The following is an 18319-nucleotide window of genomic DNA, read 5'->3' as shown; positions in this document are numbered from 1 at the left end:
ATGAAAAAATTTCTTTAACTCGTATTTTTTGCCGTTGATTTCTATATGCAGAAAATGCATGTGTATTTTCAACAAAATTTAAGATATGAAAAACACAATTTTCCTATTCTCTTTTATATTTCTTGTGAAAAATTTATTAGCTCAGGTTTACGCGGTACCTGATGCTCAAATACAACCAGCTTGGGTATTTCCTTTCTGGTTTGAGGATGGTGATGGCTTCAAGGACACCATCTATTATTGTTATCAACCAGGGGCCGATAATTTTGATTATGGAAACGGCCGCGATACTATTTATGGTGAAGTTCTAAAACCTGTCGACACATCAGTTTTTAATATGTTTTTTTATAAAAATCGCACTTTAGCTCAAAAGGTAAGAGTGGTAAGTGGTTTACCAGCAGGTGGTATTTCGCCTATCTATGCTCGGTTACCATTGACAATCAAATGGGACAAAAATCTTTTTTACGATTCTATATTATTGACTATACCGGTCACTGATAGGTTGCCATATCCTTTGTTTCAAATTGATGTTCGTTGCGGTGATTTTGATCCCCATTATAATAACTGCCCTAGTAGTTATCCCTTAGTTTTTGTTCCTGAAGATCCCATAGGTTGTTGTCCAAATGGTTTTTTTATTGACAGCTTTACTTTTGTTGGTGATACGCAGGGTCCTCAAAGTTATTTAGGAACAGATTTTTCACTCATTTTTTCTGAGATGCATATTCCTCTGGGAATCTCGATAATTCAAAAAAATGATTCTCCTAATGTGTATCCAAATCCAACTACAGAAACGTTGCATATAGACCTTCCTGTGTATATAGCAAGATGTCAAATTTATAACTCCAAGGGAAAGTTGGTCAAATCGTTATTAACAAGTGATAAAAAAACTGAAATTGATGTTTCAGAATTCTCACCAGGAATTTATCTTGTTCAATTTTTTGACTATTATCGCTATTATTCGACAAAATTCATTAAATCCTAACTTAATTTTTTTTGCCGTTGATTTCTATGACATGGCCTAGCTGTAGAAACTTTTTAAACGTGAAGTTCTGATACTGCAGCTTCATCGCCAACGCTACAGGCTCAACGGAAGAAGCTACGGCAGAAAAATGTTGGGCGCGAGCCTGCGATTGCTGGGCGGAGCCATTCAGCAATCGCGATTCTTTGATTACTTTCTTCTAAGAAAATGAGATATAAAAAGTAATGTTTTTAATTCGACAATGCTGTAGCTGCGCAAATTCGTGACAGCAAAATTGGCTTACGGATTTATTTTCTGCTAATTAAAACAATAACCAGGTGATACAAAAAAAGTTGTGATGGAATAAAACAGCAAAGACTTCTTTTTTAGTTATGTAAGCACTTCCTTCAGCCTTCCCAGTTCCCTCACTTTTTCCGCCAGTCCTGCTAATTCGTAGGAATGGATCAATGAATTAATAAGGGTTACAATAATTTCCTTATTAGAACAAGGGACATAATGTGCAGCCTTTGCGGCAACGATGAGCTTTTTTAAATACAGTGTAATATCATCACGAGAGAAAATAATCCCTTTGTTAAACGGATTGATATAAAATAGAATGCCGCTTTTTATTTTCTGCTCAGAATCATCGGGGTCAATGAGGTCTTTGTGAAACGACAATACAAAGTGCTGCGGTAGATTGACACCATATACAGGCATCTTTATCTTTTCTGCAAGAACCAGGTATAAAATTCCAAGTGAAACCGGGTTTCCTTTTTTGGAATCGAGCAGCACGTTTATATAGTTGTTTTGCGGATCGTGAATGTTGCTGGTATTCCCGCCAAAACGATTCAATGTGTAGACTACATGATTAAAGACATTCACCTGCTCCAGGGGGGTGAGATGATAATTCATTTCCAGCCAGATATCCTGCATGAGCCGGTCGATCTGCTTTTGGATTTTTGAAACATTAACATCCGGGTACTGGTATTTGGAAACAAGCAAGGCTCCCTGCAATAAATCGGGCTTCTTTTTTTTTGACCATTTTGTAATATCCCGCAGCAGCGTCTCAAATTGTATTAAATGAATCAATTCTTCAAGACGGTAATGGAGGTTGGGGTCGAATGTTTTTTCCCACGCATCCTCCAGGGTTGGAATCACGTAGGTGCCAAATGAAATGATGCGATCGGTTACGTGGCGATAAATTTCCTCATCCGGATCGTCAAGCAGTGTAATGAGTGCACTTAATTCACTTTTTGGTACCTTTTCCTTCAAGTTTATTATTTTATTTCTCCCAAAAAAGTTTTCAAATAAAATAAATGCTCAGTATTCTCAAACGACTAACTCCTTTTTTTAAATTTCGTAAACCCTCTCTTCGGAGCATCCTTAGCTTTTTCCAGAGCTTCCATGCATTCATCCAGTGTTAAATTCTTTGGTTCCTTGCCCGCAGGAGCCTTTGCATTTAACTTTCCGCTCTTTATATAAGGCCCGTATTTTCCCTCTAAAATCTGCACGCCGCTCTCTTTAAATTCCTTAATTAAATTAGATGCCTTTGCCTGGATAAGAGGAATGGCTTCCTCTATGGTTATAGTCATCGGATCCTGGTCCTTTTTTAAAGAGTAAAACTTTTTGTTATGAAGTACGTACGGACCGAATCGGCCTTCATTTGCTACAACCTCTGTGCCTTCATGCTCACCTATTGTCCTTGGCAGTTGAAACAGATCGAGTGCCTCGGGAAGGGTAATGCTTTCCAGGCTCATCCCGCTTCGCAGCTTAGCATACTTTGGCTTTTCTTCATCATTTGTAGCTCCGATCTGTACCATGGGTCCATACCGGCCCATGCGTACAATTACCTTACGGCCGCTTTTCGGATCGGTACCTAATTCCCGTTCGCCTGTAACCCGTTGCGCATTTTCCATAGTAGATTTTACATTTTTATGAAAGGGCTGATAAAAATCATCGATCATCTCCTGCCACATCTTCATTCCATTCGAAATATCGTCAAATTCCTTTTCAATCTCTGCTGTAAAATTATAATCCATTACGGAAGGGAAATGCTCAAGAAGAAAATCATTCACAAGCATTCCCACATCTGTTGGAAATAATTTTGATTTTTCAGTACCGGATGTTTCACTCTGCTTTACTTTAGAGACCTGGTCATTTTTAAGTGAGAGCACACGGTACTCACGTCTCACCCCTTCTTTATCTTTTTTTTCAACGTACCCTCTTTTCTGAATAGTGCTTATAGTAGGTGCATACGTAGATGGCCTGCCTATTCCGAGCTCCTCCAGTTTTTTAACCAGGCTGGCTTCTGCATAGCGTGCAGGCGGCCGGGTAAATCTCTCAGTGGCGCTCATCTCTATAAAATCCAAAACCTGCTTTATTTGTAATGGAGGCAACATGGATGATGCTCCATCATCAGCGCCTTCTTCATCAGAAGATTCCAGATAAACTTTTAAGAATCCATCAAAAAGCAACACTTCACCACTTGCAACCAGCTCTTCATTTGTGACTGTTGAAATTCCTATGCGGGCAGTGGTTTTCTCTAATTGTGCATCACTCATTTGAGAAGCTATAGTTCTTTTCCATATGAGGGAATAGAGCCTTTGCTCATCGTTCTCGCCATCCGTTTCTTTATTCTCAATATAAGAGGGGCGAATGGCTTCATGAGCTTCCTGGGCATTAGCAGTTTTAGTTGCAAACTGCCTTGACTTCGCATACTTTTCACCGTAAGATTTTTTTATTTCTTCACTGATAGCCTTTACTGCAAATTCCGACAGATTTGTGGAATCGGTACGCATATACGTGATCTTACCGGACTCATACAATCGTTGTGCAATAAGCATGGTTCGCGCAACAGAAAAGCTAAGCTTACGGCTTGCTTCCTGCTGGAGCGTAGAAGTAGTGAATGGTGCTGACGGAGATTTTTTACCTGGCTTTACCTGGACATCATTTACTGTATAAGCAGCGCCAATACAGGCCTGCAGGAATTTTTCTGCATCACCTTCTTTGCTTTTATTCTTTGGAAGTTCTGCCTTAAAAGAAATTTCATTTCCTGATTTATCTTTTGCTTTAAAATCCGCAATAACCTTAAAAGAAGAATCGGGATTAAAGGAACCATTTTCACGCTCCCGCTCCACAATAAGCCGCACTGCTACCGACTGCACGCGCCCGGCTGATAAAGAACTGGTATTTGCTATTTTTCTCCACAGAATGGGTGAAAGTTCAAATCCCACCAGGCGGTCAAGGATACGCCTTGCCTGCTGGGCATTCACCAGGTTAATATCTATTCTGCGCGGTTTTTTTACCGCTTCCAGAATGGCGGGTTTGGTTATTTCATGGAAAACAATTCGCTTGGTTTTGTTTATATCCAGTCCTAATGCTTCGCACAAGTGCCAGGAAATGGCTTCGCCTTCCCGGTCTTCGTCAGTGGCAAGCCAAACGTCATTAGATTCTTTTGCAATCTTTTTTAAATCCTTAACTACATCTTTCTTATCAGCGCTTATCTCATATACGGGGAGGTAACGATTTTCAACATCGATTGCTTTATCGGATTTTGGAAGATCACGAATATGCCCATAACTCGATTTTACAATAAAGCTATCATCCAAAAACTTTTCCAGGGTTCTTGCTTTGGCCGGACTTTCCACTATCATCAGACTCTTTTGATTCTCTTTATCTTTCTTTTTTGCCATAACACAAATCTCTACTGTTTAAAGAAAATTCCTTTTCCTCTTTTGCGCAAAGTAAAAATTTAAAGAGTACAAACTCAAAATTATTCCGTTGACCAGGTGCCTCACGGAAAAATTACATTTGTCCGTCATAAATAAAGTCAGATAAAAAACCCTGGTGAATTTTTCGGGTCGGGAATTGGAAGGCGAGGAAGATAAATGCAAGGCAGATTCATAGTTTTTTTAGAAATGCTGCAGTTATAATGTTTGCCTTTTGAAAAATTAAATTGTTTTTCTTTATGAAATAATTTCGATACATCTCATCATTAAATAATTGCAAATGAGTGATCAGGCACCCAACCGGGACGAAGTATTTCGAAATCCTGAAAAGGAAGTAGGAGATTTCAAGTTCGGTAAAAAAGTAGTAGATGTTTTTGATGACATGGTATCGCGCTCGGTTCCTTTTTATTATGAAATGCAGCGCATGATGTCAGAGCTGGCTGCAGATTTTGCTACGGAGGGCTCCAATATCTTTGACCTTGGATGCTCCACTGGCACAACCCTTATAGGGCTTGATCCTTTCTTACTTCCTTCCGTGCGTTTCGTTGGAATCGATAATTCCGAGGAAATGATACAGCAATGCAAAGAGAATTTAAAGCTGGCGGGCATGACGCGGGAGTTTGATATTCAATATGGTGATCTTAACAAAGGAATCGTAATTGAAAATGCATCGGTAGTGGTCATGTGTCTTACCCTTCAGTTTATCCGGCCACTATACCGTGAACATTTAGTGAAAGATATTTGCAGACAGATAAACGATAACGGCTGTTTTATACTTATAGAAAAAGTGCTGGGTGAAGACTCTTTGCTCAATAGGCTTTTTATAAAATATTATTATGACATGAAGCGCAGACAGCACTATAGCGATATGGAAATTTCTCAGAAACGCGAGGCACTGGAAAATGTACTTATACCTTACCGCCTCACTGAAAATATTGAACTGCTCCATCGCTCCGGTTTTCGATATGCTGAAGTGTTTTTTAAGTGGTACAATTTTGCCGGACTAATAGCTGTAAAATAAAAATGGTTAAGCTTGGAAATTTTCTTTTTCATTACCGGAATTTTCTGTTCCCTGTTTTTTACCTGTTACTTTTTATTTCATCGCCTCCAATATTCCGGGATTATAAAATTAGTGTAATCATTGGTTTGATAATAGCCTTTGCAGGTCAGGCCATCCGCGCGATAACGGTAGGTCTTCAATACATTATCCGCGGTGGCAGAAACAGAAGGATCTATGCGGAAGGATTGGTTACCTCAGGTATTTTTTCCCACTGCAGAAATCCTTTGTACATAGGCAATATTTTAATCATATTAGGATTGGCATTTGTGGCTAATTCACTTCTGTTCCTTTTGATGTTAGTGCCGGTTTTTATTTTTTTTTACCAGGCTATAGTACTTGCAGAAGAAAATTTCCTTCTTTCAAAATTTAATGGCGCTTTCGAAGATTATAAATCAAAGGTGAACAGGTGGCTCCCAAAATTTCGCGGAATAAGCAGCACCTTACAGTCTATGGAAATGAAATGGCAAAGAATATTTATTAAAGAGTATACCTCTGCTTATGTCTGGATAACAGGTGCCGTACTGTTGATCATGAAGAATAATTACTTATACTACGGAAAAAATCAACTGTATAACTACCTTCTATTATTTATAGGCGTTCTGCTTGCTTTATTAATCTTTTATTTAACTGTGAGATATTTTAAAAAAACAAAGAAGTGGACGGGCGACTGAGCAAGATGCTCTATAATTTATAGTTGTTAATTTAAAAAACAACATACCTCAATGTGTAAACGACCTTTTTTTAATCATTCCTCCTTTTGTATCCCGCACGCTGCTCATAACCACGAAAGCATTTGCATCAATGGACTTAATTTCTGCATTTAATCTGTTTAATTCCAGGCGTGTAACCACAGTATAAACAATGTCTATTCCGGTGGCTTCACCTGTTTTACCAAAGCCACGCTTTCCGCTGTAAATAGTTACACCCCTGCCTAGCTTTTCTATAATCATTCTTCTCATCTGCTCCGCTTTAGGTGAAATAATAGTAACTCCCGTGTATTCTTCTATGCCTTCAGTAATAAAATCTAATGTTCTGGAAGCCGACAGATAAGTTATCATAGAATAAAGCGCTATTTCAACAGATAGAAAATAGGCGGCAGCCATAAAAATAAATACGTTAATTAGTATGATGATATCACCAATAGTAGTCCCTAGTTTTTTACTTAAATAAATAGCAAGCACTTCTGTTCCGTCTATCACTGCACCTCCTCTTACTGTAAGGCCTATTCCTGCTCCAAGAAAGAAACCACCGAATACGGCTACCAGCAGATTGTCTTTGGTAACATCAGGAAAGTGGACGGTCGCAAGGCACAATGCAAGCCCTGAAATAGCCAGCGTAGTTTTAATTGCAAAAGCTTTACCAATACTCTTATAGCCAAGAAATATGAATGGTATGTTTATCGAAATAATAAGAATGTAAAGAGGTACGGCAGTTAATGCGGAAATCAACAATGACACTCCCGTTGCTCCTCCATCAATAAAATGGTTTGTCAGTAAAAATCCTTTAAAGCCAAAAGCAGCGGAAAATATCCCGGCAATTATTAATAAGGCATCTTTTAAAAGCCGCACAGAGGTTTCCCTTAATTTATGCAACCCACGCGCAAGTTGAATATTGGAATGGTGAACATTATGATCTGAATTTTTATTGCGAAGAACTGTTTTACTTATAATCTGTTTCCAAAGCCAATTCATTGATAGACTGTTATAGTTAGTTTACAATAGAACCTGATTATAGAAAATTTACTAAAACTATAAGCAAGGCAATACATCTTAAATCAACTAAAAAAATAGATTCAATTCTAAGCAATATAAAATTGATAAGTAAGCACTGGCATTATTAAATCAGCTGCTCATGTATTGAGTATTCGAGATGGGCAGTTAGACTGATTGGAAATATCGGGAGAACCTTCAGGTTAATGGCATAGTTTTTTATTGCAATACATTCATTACGTCGAATACTTTGACATCATATAAATTTTATTCACAAAACTTTCGGAATTTCGCCAACTGCATCAAGAGAAGTTATGCCTGTTAAACGGTTTATAATATTGCTGGTTATTTTTTTGGAAGCTGCCATAGTACATGCACAGCCGCTTAAGGTAATGGACTTCAAAGAACTAGATGCAGTACTTACCAGACCTGATGACACATTACGTATAGTAAATTTTTGGGCAACATGGTGTAAACCCTGTGTTGGCGAGCTCCCGTATTTTGTTACAGTGCAAAAGGAAAAACAGGATCAAAAAATTCAATTCATTTTTGTTTCACTGGATTTTTTGTCTCAAACACAAAAGGTAAAAGATGTAATAACTCAGTTAGGATTGACAGGCATGTTGATTCAGCTAAATGAAAAAAATGGTGGATGGATTGATCTGCTCGATAAAAACTGGGGTGGCGCAATTCCATATACTATTGCGATTAGCCCGCATAATAAGCGTATGCAACATTATGAAGCATTTAACAGTTTAGAGGAACTGAAATTTTTTATTGATACCAATATTTCAAATTAATTTTACTTAAAACAATGTAACCACATGAAACAATCCATTAAATTTTTAGGAATAATTATCATTCTTATTACCGTTATGACTTCGGCAAGCACTCCCGGTTATAAGGTGGGCGATAAAGCAGATGATTTCAAGCTGAAAAACATTGATGGTAAAATGATTTCACTTGCTGATTATAAAGATGCAAAAGGCTTTATTGTAATTTTTACATGCAACCACTGTCCGTATGCTAAAGCATATGAATCCCGGGTAATGGCATTAAACTCCATGTATGCATCTAAAGGATTCCCTGTAATTGCAATCAATCCGAATGATCCTAAAGTAGAGCCTGAAGATTCATATGATAATATGATGGCGGTTGCAAAATCTAAAGGATACACGTTTCCATATCTATTAGATGAGTCACAATCTGTTGCTAAGGAATATGGTGCACAGCGAACACCCCATGTATTTGTTCTTAATAAAACAGATAAGGGGCTCCAGGTATCTTACATAGGCGCCATAGATGATAACACGGAAGATCCCTCATTGGTACAACATCACTATGTTGAAGATGCTGTTAATGCACTGCTCGGCGGTAAGCAGGTTCCGGTAACACAAACCAAAGCTATTGGTTGTGGAATTAAGTGGAAAAGCTAATAACCTCATTTGAAACAAAGGGGATCATCAAACTGGTGATCCCCTTTTTTATTTCCTCTTCTTCAGATTCGAAATGATTGTTTTTTGATTTCTATTGGTAAGAATTGATGTCTTTAAATATATTTTTATTATACATATTTATATCTTCGGTATACTATAAATTTAATTATATGAAAAAAACCTTAAAATATCCGGTCAGATCATTTTTAGTTTCTGTTCACTTTAACTGGCAAATTACCTTCCGCTGATTTTACGGTTTACCTTATCCTGTGATCTGTAACCGACATTACGGATTTATATGTAACTTGTTTTAATTATAATTATATGAAGATTAAACACATGGTAACTCAATTCAAGCACTCAATTCCTGAAACAGTTTTTACCTGCATGATGGTTCTGATTACTTATTCAATATACGGTCAGGTAAACATTTCTATCTCCACGGATAAATTCTATGTAGTGGATGACCTGCTGCTTGGAGCAGGACCTCCTCTTTACCCTGAATTTCTATCACCTCCGCCTCCCTGTTCAAAATGTGAGAAAGCCAATTCAGGAAATCCATGTGCGAACCTTGATACCTTATTGTGCCCGGGAACGGTAAGCTGCGTAGGGCAATGGAGAACCGGGTTGCCTCCAAATCTTAAGGAGGATATAGCTGCCTTAAAATTCCGGTGTATGTATTATCCAGATGGCACTACGTTCCGTTATTATCATTATGTACCAGGCGGTAAAGGATATTGTATAAAATCAAACGAGGCCGATGTTTTAAATGCATGGTCCTACAATAATGGTAACGATGACCCTGATCCGGGAAGGCGATATTGTGGAGAAACAGCTTACAACTATGCAAATATCTTCGAGCAGAATACGCAATTGTGCAGGAATGATCAGGACCCTGCTAAATCCATGCACCTTGTTATTTCGGCAGATGTATTCTTTGGATCCTATGCAGATCTGCGCCGGATGTTTGACTATTGTGCGGCTAATGGAATCATTGTAGATGCAATTGTTTTTGGAACTGAGATTGAGCATTCACAAAATAAAACGCCAAGCTATATAACCCCTACCGGCGATACGTTACCCTTTCCTTCCGGACAAAGTTACTTTAACGCAGTAAAGCATTATTTCCTGGATTCACTTAAAGCAAATCCGGTCTATAGCACCATACCATTATTTTTCTCAACTGCAATTCAACACGGCGCTCAGGGTGATTGTGAAGATCGTACCTATGAATGTGATGATTCTCTCGGAAATAAATCAAGATGGAACGTGCAGGTACATAACGCCATTTCAGCGTACAATAAAACACATTACCCTCACTTGCGGTTTTCAGGCGCTGTCAATTGGTGGTGGTTCCCTATTTCAAATAGTGCTTCGGTCCCATCACCTTCAATCGCCATTAACGACATGAATAATTTCTTTGAAACAGGGCTTTCAGCCACAGGACATCCAAAGTGCTATAAATATCCTGTGGGTAACATTGGCGATGCCACGACCGGCTTTGATGAGCTGTTGCTGAATCAGTGGGGCATTAAAAAGTTTAAGATGATATGTGAAAGTCATGATTATGCCAATACTTTTCTCAACCAGGTATTTATTCTTAAAAGAGTATTCAACATGTTTGATAATAATTATAACATGAGGTACAACCCTTCACTTGCAAATGGAATTACTTATAAGGGTGCGTTTTTTTACCGTTTAGGTTCTAACAATGAATATAATCCTCTTGACCTTACCCCTGACTCTCTTTGGTGGAATACTGTAAGCACAGCGAATTATGCGTTCCGGCAGATTAATGATGTAAGCGGCCATAAATTTAAACGGGCAACTATCAGCGGCGTATCACAAAACTTCGAGGCTTATTTTTTATTTAACTGCATGGAACAAAAACTTTTTATTATTAATTATTCAGGCATTCCTTATTCTATAGAAAGTCTTACGCTTGACTCCAGCTCATATGCAGACACCTCTCATTTCGATTACCTGGAGACTTCGGTAGCTGATACTGCTACAGGCGGAGTTCTTGCTACCTTAAGTCAAATGAATGAAAATGTTTCTCATTCACAGGTAAAATTGACTAACATTAGCGTACCCCCCAATAGTATATTAATTATTGATATCCCCTACAACCATCAACCGGGTTCAGCTGAAATATGTAATGGTATAGATGATGATTGTGATTCACAAATAGACGAAGATGTGCAATCAATGTTTTATCTTGATTCTGATAGTGACGATTACGGAAATATCAATGGAGGAATGCAGTTAACAGGTTGTACTCCCCCATTGGGATATTCATCAAATAATTCTGATTGTAATGATAACAATGGTAGTATTAACCCGGGTACTGCGGAACTTTGCAATGGAATAGATGACAATTGTAATGGTTCAGTAGACGAAGGAGTAAAAACGAGTTATTATGCAGATGCCGATCATGATAATTATGGAAATCCATCTGCTATCACTCAATCCTGTACGGCTCCTAATGGCTATATTATTAATAATACAGATTGTAATGATGCGAACGCATCCATTCACCCCAATGCCCAGGAAACTTGCAATGGATTAGATGATAACTGCGATGGTTCTGTCGATGAGGGTGTGAAAATCACATACTACGCTGATACCGACCGAGACAGCTATGGAAATCTGCTTGCTTCGATCCAGGCTTGCACTTTGCCCAATGGTTATGTTTCAAACAGTACAGACTGCAACGATGAAAATGCATCTGTAAATCCGGGCGCAATTGAAACGTGCAATAATATTGATGACAATTGCAATGGATCTGTTGACGAGGGCGTTAAAACAAATTTTTATGCCGATGCGGATAATGACGGCTATGGAAATTTAAATGTTGTGTCCCAGGCCTGTTCACCTCCCGCGGGGTATACAAGTAACAGCACGGATTGCAATGATGGTAATGCGGCTATCAATCCCGGAGCAATTGATATCTGCAATTCCATCGATGATAACTGCAACCAGGTAGTAGATGAAAATGCGATCCAGGCAAGTATAAATCCGGGTGGAACTGTCAATATATGTTCCGGGACTTCTTTAATATTAACCGCAAACAGTGGCTCCGGGATATCCTATCAATGGCTGAAGAATAGTAAAAATATTTCCGGTGCCACAAGTCAAACATATTCTGCAAAAACAGCGGCCGGATACCAGGTTAAAGAAACAAACACTTTTAGCTGCAATGCCACATCGCTTACTACTACTCTTAATATAACCACTACTCCAACAGCTACCATAACTCCTTTAGGCAACCTGAATATCTGTCAAAGCGGTTCGGTTACTTTACAGGCTAACAGCGGAACGGGCTTTACTTACCAGTGGCAAAAAGGCAGCAATAATATTACGGGCGCAACCAATCAAAACTATACGGCTACCAAAGCAGCAACTTATAAAGTGATTGTTACTTATAATGGCTGCAGTAAAACTTCGGCTGGAACAAAGGTAACGCAGACATGCAAGGAAAACTTCACGGGCAATAATGAGCCGGATCATTTTAATCTGTTCCCAAATCCTACTCACGGCAGCTTTACCATTGATTTAATTTTTACAGGGAAAGAAAATGAACCGGGAATGTTAGAGATATTTAATGAAATAGGTGAAACCATTCATAAAGAAAAAATTATGGCTGATGAAGATGTAGGAACCAATGGGGTCTTCACAATCAGGAAGGAATTTTCATTTAATCCCGGATTACCCCCCGGAATTTATATGGTAAAAATTATATTGAATGCCGGAGTCTATTCTGCACAATTAATCTATCAAAAATAAATTCACCTAAATGGTTTTCAATCTTACGATGCAAGCATATCATTCGTAATTATTTCACTATTCTTTCACTTGTTCCAATTATTTATAATGTTTCCTAAAATATAAGTGTAAGATTATGGGAATAAAATCTTGCATTGATAATTACGTTTCTCAATCTTTGGGCGAATTAATAATTTTCAATGGTTTTAAAGAATACGTCTATTCTTATTATTGATGATGACCCTGATGTGCTCACGGCGGTTCGCCTGTTATTAAAGACGGAGGCAAAGGAAGTAGTCACTGAAAAAAATCCTGAAAATTTAAGGTCGCTGTTAGCTAAACAGAAGTTTGACATTATTCTGCTGGATATGAATTTTAACAGCAGCATTAACACCGGGAATGAAGGGCTTTTCTGGCTTAAAAAAATCCGTGAGGCTGGCTCGGCTGCTGCGGTAATTATGATTACTGCATATGGCGATATTGATCTTGCTGTAAGGTCTTTAAAAGAAGGAGCCGCTGATTTTATAATGAAGCCCTGGCATAACGAAAAATTAATAAACACGCTTAAAGATGCACTGAAGCATTACGGAACAAAAAAAACTTCAGGCCCTGATGAAGTAAAAAATTCCATTATTGGCGTTGAGCTAATTGGTGAGTCGGAGGCAATGCAGGATATTTTTTTCAAGATTGAAAAGATTGCTCCTACAGATGCTAATATTCTGATACTGGGAGAAAACGGTACTGGTAAAGATCTGATCGCCAAAGCCATTCATCAACAATCCTTACGCAGCAAGACCCCTTTTGTAAAAGTAGATGTAGGAGCCCTAACTGAAACATTATTTGAAAGCGAGCTTTTCGGTCATAAAAGGGGTGCGTTTACGGATGCGCGGGAAGATCGCGAAGGAAGGTTTGAAGCAGCGAACGGGGGGACTGTTTTTCTTGATGAGATCGGGAACATTTCATTGCAGCAACAATCCAAGCTGCTGAGTGTAATACAAAGCAGGCAGATCACAAGGTTGGGAACTAACCAACCGGTTGCAATAGATATACGGTTGATCTGTGCTACCAATGTTCCATTAAGTGAGCTCGCCAACGAATTGCGATTCCGTAAAGATTTGATTTACCGTATCAATACGGTTGAGATTACAGTTCCTCCCCTTCGAAAAAGGGGGAATGATATTATCCTGCTGGCAAAACATTTTGTAACCACCTATTCTTCAAAATATCTAAAGCCTGATCTACAATTAAGCGAACAGGCAATGGAAAAACTACGTAATTATTCCTTTCCGGGTAATGTACGGGAATTGCAATATTCTATTGAACGTGCCGTAATAATGTCCGATGGAGATATCTTACGTTCTGCTGATCTGCTTTTTTCACCTCTTGAGTCAGCTGCTTCCTTACGTGATGAACCCCAGGAATTTAAACTAAGTGCCATTGAGAAGAATACCATCCTCCGGGTAATTGAAAAGCACAATGGAAATATTACCAAGGCGGCAAAAGAATTAGGGCTTACACGAACTGCGCTTTACCGGCGACTCACCAAGTATGATATTTAACAGGTACGAATGGAGAATGGTGCTAAGGGTTATGTTACTCTTTATCACCTTATGCTCTGGGGCCTATTTCTTAGTCAGCCACCTGTATACTTACTTAGCTATTCCAGGCGTAATAATTATTTATCAGCTGGTGGAGTTTTACCGCTTTAATAGAAAGGCTCAGGATGAAGTGGAGCAATTTGCAGAATCCATTCATTACCGTGATTTCTCGAGGCACTTTGATGTAAAAAAAGCTCCTTCCGATCTCAAGCCAATTCGTAAAGGGTTTAACGACATTAATACCACATTCAAGATCATCAGTAAAGAAAAGGAGACCCAATACCAGTATCTGCAGAAGATCCTTGAGCTTGTAGACACCGGAATTCTATCATATGAAACGAATCTCAAAGAGATCATGTGGATGAATGAATCATTAAAAAAAATGCTTGGTATCCCGTATTTAAAAAACCTGTACTCATTACAGAAAAGAAATCAAAATCTCTTTGATACCCTGATTTCATTACGGCCAGGACAAAGCAAATTAGTTACCGTGGTAAAAGACGGAAATCCTTTCAAAGTCTTGCTGTCTGCTACTGCTTTTCAAACTGATGAAAAGCTTTATAAGCTGATTGCTTTCCAAAATGTGAATGAGGCACTGGATGAAACAGAGGGAAAAGCATGGCAGAAATTATTGAGCGTAATGACTCACGAAATCATGAATTCCGTGGCGCCTATTTCTTCACTGGCAGATACGCTTAAGAACCGGCTTCATCAATTTGCTGGTAAACAGAATAATGAAAATACAGCTCTGGAAGACCTGGAAGTTGGTATTGATACCATCAGGAGAAGAAGTGAGGGACTATTAAAATTTGCAGAAATTTACCGCAATCTGAATAAAATTACCACACCGGTTCTTAAAAGGGTTTATGTGCGGGATCTTTTTGAGAATCTTCAGCAGTTAATGCAACCCACCCTGGAACAAAAGAATATATCCCTTGATATTATTTTAAAGGATACTGATCTTTTACTGGAAGCCGATTCCAGCCTTATAGATCAGGTAATGATTAACCTGGTGGTTAATGCTATTGAAGCTGTAAAGGAAAATGAAGACCCCCGTATTATGATTTCAGCGTATTCAGAAGGGAACAAAAAGGTGGTGATTAAAGTAGCCGACAATGGTATTGGGATTCCCACAGAACTGATGGATAAAATTTTTGTCCCTTTTTTCAGTACTAAAAAAAACGGAAGCGGCATAGGGTTAAGCCTTTGCAAGCAGATTATGCTTTTGCACCGGGGAAATCTACATATACAGTCGGCAGAAAAACAGGGAAGTGCTGTATACCTGCATTTTTAAATTATATAGTAAAGTAGTTAGACACCGAATTTCAGATCCTCCCCGATATACCATTTGTCACCTATTTTCAGGCATTTACAACTTGCCAGTAGTGTAATGCCATTTGACTTGCATTGCATCATAATTTTTTTACTCGGCAGTTTTTGATCTTCAATTTCCTGGATCAGTAGTTTGGTAAAAGTCGCATCTGTCCAGGTAGCATGCAGGCTAGATGATTCACTTTCTGTATTCAACAGATCTTTTTGAAGTTGATGCCGAACGCTGTCAGCATTCGTTTTCAGGTTTGCATTACCTACAGGTGAATTGGTGAGTTGGTAGATTTTTCCAATATCCGATGAGTCAGGGATGAAACGTGTTAAATTGCCGTAAGAGATTTTCTGTTGCAATGCAAGAAAGAGATAACAGGCAAGATCCTGCACTGTATTAGCTCCCCTTACCGAGTCAACATCTTCTGAAAATCCATCCATAGGATTATCTATTGTAGTAATAATTGCTTTTGGCTGGCAACCTGCTAACAACATTCCTATGAATAAAAGTGAAAAAAGCTTCAAACCGTATATATTAATTGTTTCAATGTTCGTCTTTTGCATGCTTCGCATATTCATCGGCTAATTTTTTCTGAATCTCAGCAGGAACCAGTTCATAGTTTGCAAAGCGCATTTTAAAGCTTGCTTTGCCCTGCGTAATAGACCTGAGGGTATTAGAATATTTATCAAGCTCTGATAGCGGGACACGTGCCTTTACTATCTGGTACGATCCTTTTGAATCCATGCCAAGAATGATAGCTCTGCGGGTGTTAAGATCACCCATTACGTCACCCATTTGTTCTTCCGGCACAAGTACATCCAATTCATAAATAGGTTCCAGAAGCTTAGGATCAGCCTGTTGAAAAGATTCTTTAAAAGCCATCATTCCTGCAATCTTAAAAGCCATATCATTCGAATCAACGGGATGCATTTTGCCATCATAGATATATACGTTAATGTCACGCACATAGGAACCTGTAGTAGGTCCTTCGGCCATCTTATCCATAATTCCTTTAAGAATTGAGGGCAGAAAACGGGTATCAATAACACCTCCTACAATACAATTATGATAGATAAGTTTTCCTCCCCAATCCAAAGTAATTTCTTCTTTGCCCCTCAAATTAAATTCGCCTGGCAGCTTATACCCTTCCCGGTAAGGCTCAATCATCATTGCCACTTCTGCAAATTGTCCCGCTCCCCCTGACTGTTTTTTATGCCGGTAGGTTGTACGTGCTTCCCGCCGGATCGTTTCTCTGTATGGAATTTTAGTTTTCTGGAAATCTATCTGCATCTTATAGATATTTTCAAGCCGCCACTTAATTGCCTGTAAATGCAGCTCACCCTGGCCATGTAAGATCACCTGTTTCAATTCTCGTGAATATTCAACTAAAAGAGTAGGATCTTCCCGGTGAATATCTGCCAGCACCGAACTTAATTTTTCATCATCCCCCTTATTTTTTGTAACAATTGCTACGCTCAAGCGAGGCTCCGGGAATTCAATAGGCCTCACTTTTACTCTTGGCCCTTTTCCATAAAGGGTTTGGTTCGTATATGTATTTTTTAATTTGAGAGTAGCTCCTAAGTCTCCTGCCACCAGCCGATTAATAGGGATCCTATTTTTTCCATCTACGATGAATAGCTGGTTGAATCGTTCCAGAGTTGCGTTATCGGAATTGGTTATGTCTGTTCCTGAAACAATATCGCCGGATATTACTTTAAAAAGCGAAAGATTTCCAAGGTGCGGTTCAATTAAGGACTTATAAATAAAAAGAACCGTCTGGCCTTTTACATCACACGGAATTTCTTTTCCTTCTTCTGTTTGCTCCGGGGGCATTTCATTGGCTGATGGTGCTACATTATCAATAAAGCCCATCATTCTTCCGCTGCCCATATCTCTTTTTGCCGAAACGCAGAATACAGGAAATACCTGGTGATTCATCATTCCCAGCTTTATTCCCTGTCTCATTTCATCTTCATCCAAAGAACCCTTATCAAAATATAATTCCATCAGCTTTTCATCATTCTCTGCTGCAATCTCCACCAGCTGATTGTGAAGCTCTTCAGCGCGGGCTTTTTCCGAATCAGGAATTGGGAGCTTCTCCGGTTTTCCGCCATTGGGTCCAAACTTATACATCGTCATTTTCAGCAGATCAATTATTGTATTGAACCCCATTCCTTCATTAACAGGATACTGCATAAGCGTAAAAGGCTTGCCGAACCGTTTTTTGGCCTGCTCAATTGTTTCTTCAAAATTTGATTTCTCATGGTCGAGCTGGTTAATCGCAAAAATTATTGGTTTATTGAATTGCTCTACATAATTCCAAATGAGTTCAGTTCCAACTTCTACACCATGCTGAGCATTAAGCAGCATTACACCTGTATCGGCAACCCTTAATGCCGCTATTACTTCTCCAATAAAATCATCCAATCCCGGTGTATCAATAATATTTATTTTATAGTCACGCCATTCGGTATGAATTGAAGTAGCATATACAGAATTTCCTCTTTGCTGTTCAATTTCATGGTAATCAGAAACAGTGGTTCCATCTTCCACATTTCCACGCCGTGAAATAAGTCCCGCTTCGAACATCATCGTTTCTGCAAGTGTGGTTTTACCAGCCTTAGAACCGCCCAAGAGTACAAGATTTTTTATATGCTTATCGTCGTAGACTTTCATAGTTGGAGTTTTTTTTAAAATAAAATATTAGGAAATGCATCAATTTTTAGAGGCTTTTTTTCGCAGATAAC

General features: G+C 38.7%; 13 protein-coding genes. 8 read left to right on the top strand and 5 right to left on the bottom strand.

Translation table 11 applies throughout. From position 1 onward, the window contains the following. The first annotated feature begins 85 nt into the window (after positions 1 to 85). Positions 86 to 979: a T9SS type A sorting domain-containing protein gene (locus H0W62_03105; protein MBA3647531.1), complete on the top strand. Its 894-nt coding sequence runs from the start codon at positions 86 to 88 to the stop codon at positions 977 to 979. A 366-nt stretch (positions 980 to 1345) separates the two neighbouring features. Here H0W62_03105 and H0W62_03100 read toward each other — a convergent pair whose 3' ends face one another. Continuing rightward, entirely contained in the window at positions 1346 to 2227 is an 882-nt protein-coding gene (locus H0W62_03100; protein MBA3647530.1) for a hypothetical protein, read from the bottom strand. A gap of 65 nt (positions 2228 to 2292) precedes the next feature. After that, complete coding sequence (topA, locus tag H0W62_03095) at positions 2293 to 4647, bottom strand: type I DNA topoisomerase (GenBank protein MBA3647529.1); 2355 nt, start codon at positions 4645 to 4647, stop codon at positions 2293 to 2295. 316 nt (positions 4648 to 4963) lie between these two features. Between topA and cmoA the strand changes: the two genes are divergently transcribed. Next, positions 4964 to 5704: a carboxy-S-adenosyl-L-methionine synthase CmoA gene (gene cmoA, locus H0W62_03090; protein MBA3647528.1), complete on the top strand. Its 741-nt coding sequence runs from the start codon at positions 4964 to 4966 to the stop codon at positions 5702 to 5704. Positions 5705 to 5706: 2 nt separating this feature from the next. After that, a complete protein-coding gene (locus H0W62_03085; GenBank protein ID MBA3647527.1) occupies positions 5707 to 6414 on the top strand; it encodes an isoprenylcysteine carboxylmethyltransferase family protein in 708 nt (235 codons plus the stop codon). Between the two features lie 48 nt (positions 6415 to 6462). On the opposite strand, the gene H0W62_03080 is transcribed toward H0W62_03085, so the two are convergent. Then, positions 6463 to 7434, bottom strand: a complete 972-nt coding sequence (locus H0W62_03080; GenBank protein ID MBA3647526.1) for a YitT family protein — start codon at positions 7432 to 7434, stop codon at positions 6463 to 6465. Positions 7435 to 7766: 332 nt separating this feature from the next. Between H0W62_03080 and H0W62_03075 the strand changes: the two genes are divergently transcribed. The 5 genes from H0W62_03075 (at position 7767) to H0W62_03055 (ending at position 15545) form a co-directional block, all read left to right on the top strand. Next, positions 7767 to 8252, top strand: a complete 486-nt coding sequence (locus H0W62_03075) for a redoxin domain-containing protein (protein MBA3647525.1) — start codon at positions 7767 to 7769, stop codon at positions 8250 to 8252. A gap of 24 nt (positions 8253 to 8276) precedes the next feature. Next, complete coding sequence (locus H0W62_03070) at positions 8277 to 8888, top strand: thioredoxin family protein (GenBank protein MBA3647524.1); 612 nt, start codon at positions 8277 to 8279, stop codon at positions 8886 to 8888. 324 nt (positions 8889 to 9212) lie between these two features. Next, on the top strand, positions 9213 to 12674 hold the full coding sequence (locus H0W62_03065) for a hypothetical protein (GenBank protein ID MBA3647523.1): 3462 nt from the start codon (positions 9213 to 9215) through the stop codon (positions 12672 to 12674). Positions 12675 to 12853: 179 nt separating this feature from the next. Next, a complete protein-coding gene (locus H0W62_03060; protein ID MBA3647522.1) occupies positions 12854 to 14212 on the top strand; it encodes a sigma-54-dependent Fis family transcriptional regulator in 1359 nt (452 codons plus the stop codon). After that, positions 14202 to 15545, top strand: coding sequence for a HAMP domain-containing histidine kinase (locus H0W62_03055; GenBank protein MBA3647521.1), 1344 nt, complete (start codon positions 14202 to 14204; stop codon positions 15543 to 15545). The genes H0W62_03060 and H0W62_03055 overlap by 11 nt, the downstream gene beginning before the upstream one ends. A 17-nt stretch (positions 15546 to 15562) precedes the next feature. Here the strand turns inward: H0W62_03055 and H0W62_03050 are convergent, their stop codons facing one another. Continuing rightward, positions 15563 to 16135, bottom strand: coding sequence for a hypothetical protein (locus tag H0W62_03050; GenBank protein MBA3647520.1), 573 nt, complete (start codon positions 16133 to 16135; stop codon positions 15563 to 15565). Further along, a complete protein-coding gene (locus H0W62_03045) occupies positions 16116 to 18248 on the bottom strand; it encodes an elongation factor G (GenBank protein ID MBA3647519.1) in 2133 nt (710 codons plus the stop codon). The genes H0W62_03050 and H0W62_03045 overlap by 20 nt, the downstream gene beginning before the upstream one ends. Positions 18249 to 18319 lie beyond the last annotated feature (71 nt).

The organism is Chitinophagales bacterium, assembly GCA_013816805.1.
Taxonomy (GTDB): domain Bacteria; phylum Bacteroidota; class Bacteroidia; order Chitinophagales; family UBA10324; genus MGR-bin340.
Note: the sequence above shows the minus strand (reverse complement) of the source record. Positions and strands in the feature narration are given on the sequence as shown.

Bases quoted from the DNA above. Each gene is read 5' to 3' on its own strand.
- H0W62_03105 (MBA3647531.1), top strand. From the start codon at position 86: ATGAAAAACACAATTTTCCTATTCTCTTTTATATTTCTTGTGAAAAAT.
- topA (MBA3647529.1), bottom strand. From the start codon at position 4,647: ATGGCAAAAAAGAAAGATAAAGAGAATCAAAAGAGTCTGATGATAGTG.
- cmoA (MBA3647528.1), top strand. From the start codon at position 4,964: ATGAGTGATCAGGCACCCAACCGGGACGAAGTATTTCGAAATCCTGAA.
- H0W62_03085 (MBA3647527.1), top strand. From the start codon at position 5,707: ATGGTTAAGCTTGGAAATTTTCTTTTTCATTACCGGAATTTTCTGTTC.
- H0W62_03080 (MBA3647526.1), bottom strand. From the start codon at position 7,434: ATGAATTGGCTTTGGAAACAGATTATAAGTAAAACAGTTCTTCGCAAT.
- H0W62_03075 (MBA3647525.1), top strand. From the start codon at position 7,767: ATGCCTGTTAAACGGTTTATAATATTGCTGGTTATTTTTTTGGAAGCT.
- H0W62_03070 (MBA3647524.1), top strand. From the start codon at position 8,277: ATGAAACAATCCATTAAATTTTTAGGAATAATTATCATTCTTATTACC.
- H0W62_03065 (MBA3647523.1), top strand. From the start codon at position 9,213: ATGAAGATTAAACACATGGTAACTCAATTCAAGCACTCAATTCCTGAA.
- H0W62_03060 (MBA3647522.1), top strand. From the start codon at position 12,854: ATGGTTTTAAAGAATACGTCTATTCTTATTATTGATGATGACCCTGAT.
- H0W62_03055 (MBA3647521.1), top strand. From the start codon at position 14,202: ATGATATTTAACAGGTACGAATGGAGAATGGTGCTAAGGGTTATGTTA.
- H0W62_03050 (MBA3647520.1), bottom strand. From the start codon at position 16,135: ATGCAAAAGACGAACATTGAAACAATTAATATATACGGTTTGAAGCTT.
- H0W62_03045 (MBA3647519.1), bottom strand. From the start codon at position 18,248: ATGAAAGTCTACGACGATAAGCATATAAAAAATCTTGTACTCTTGGGC.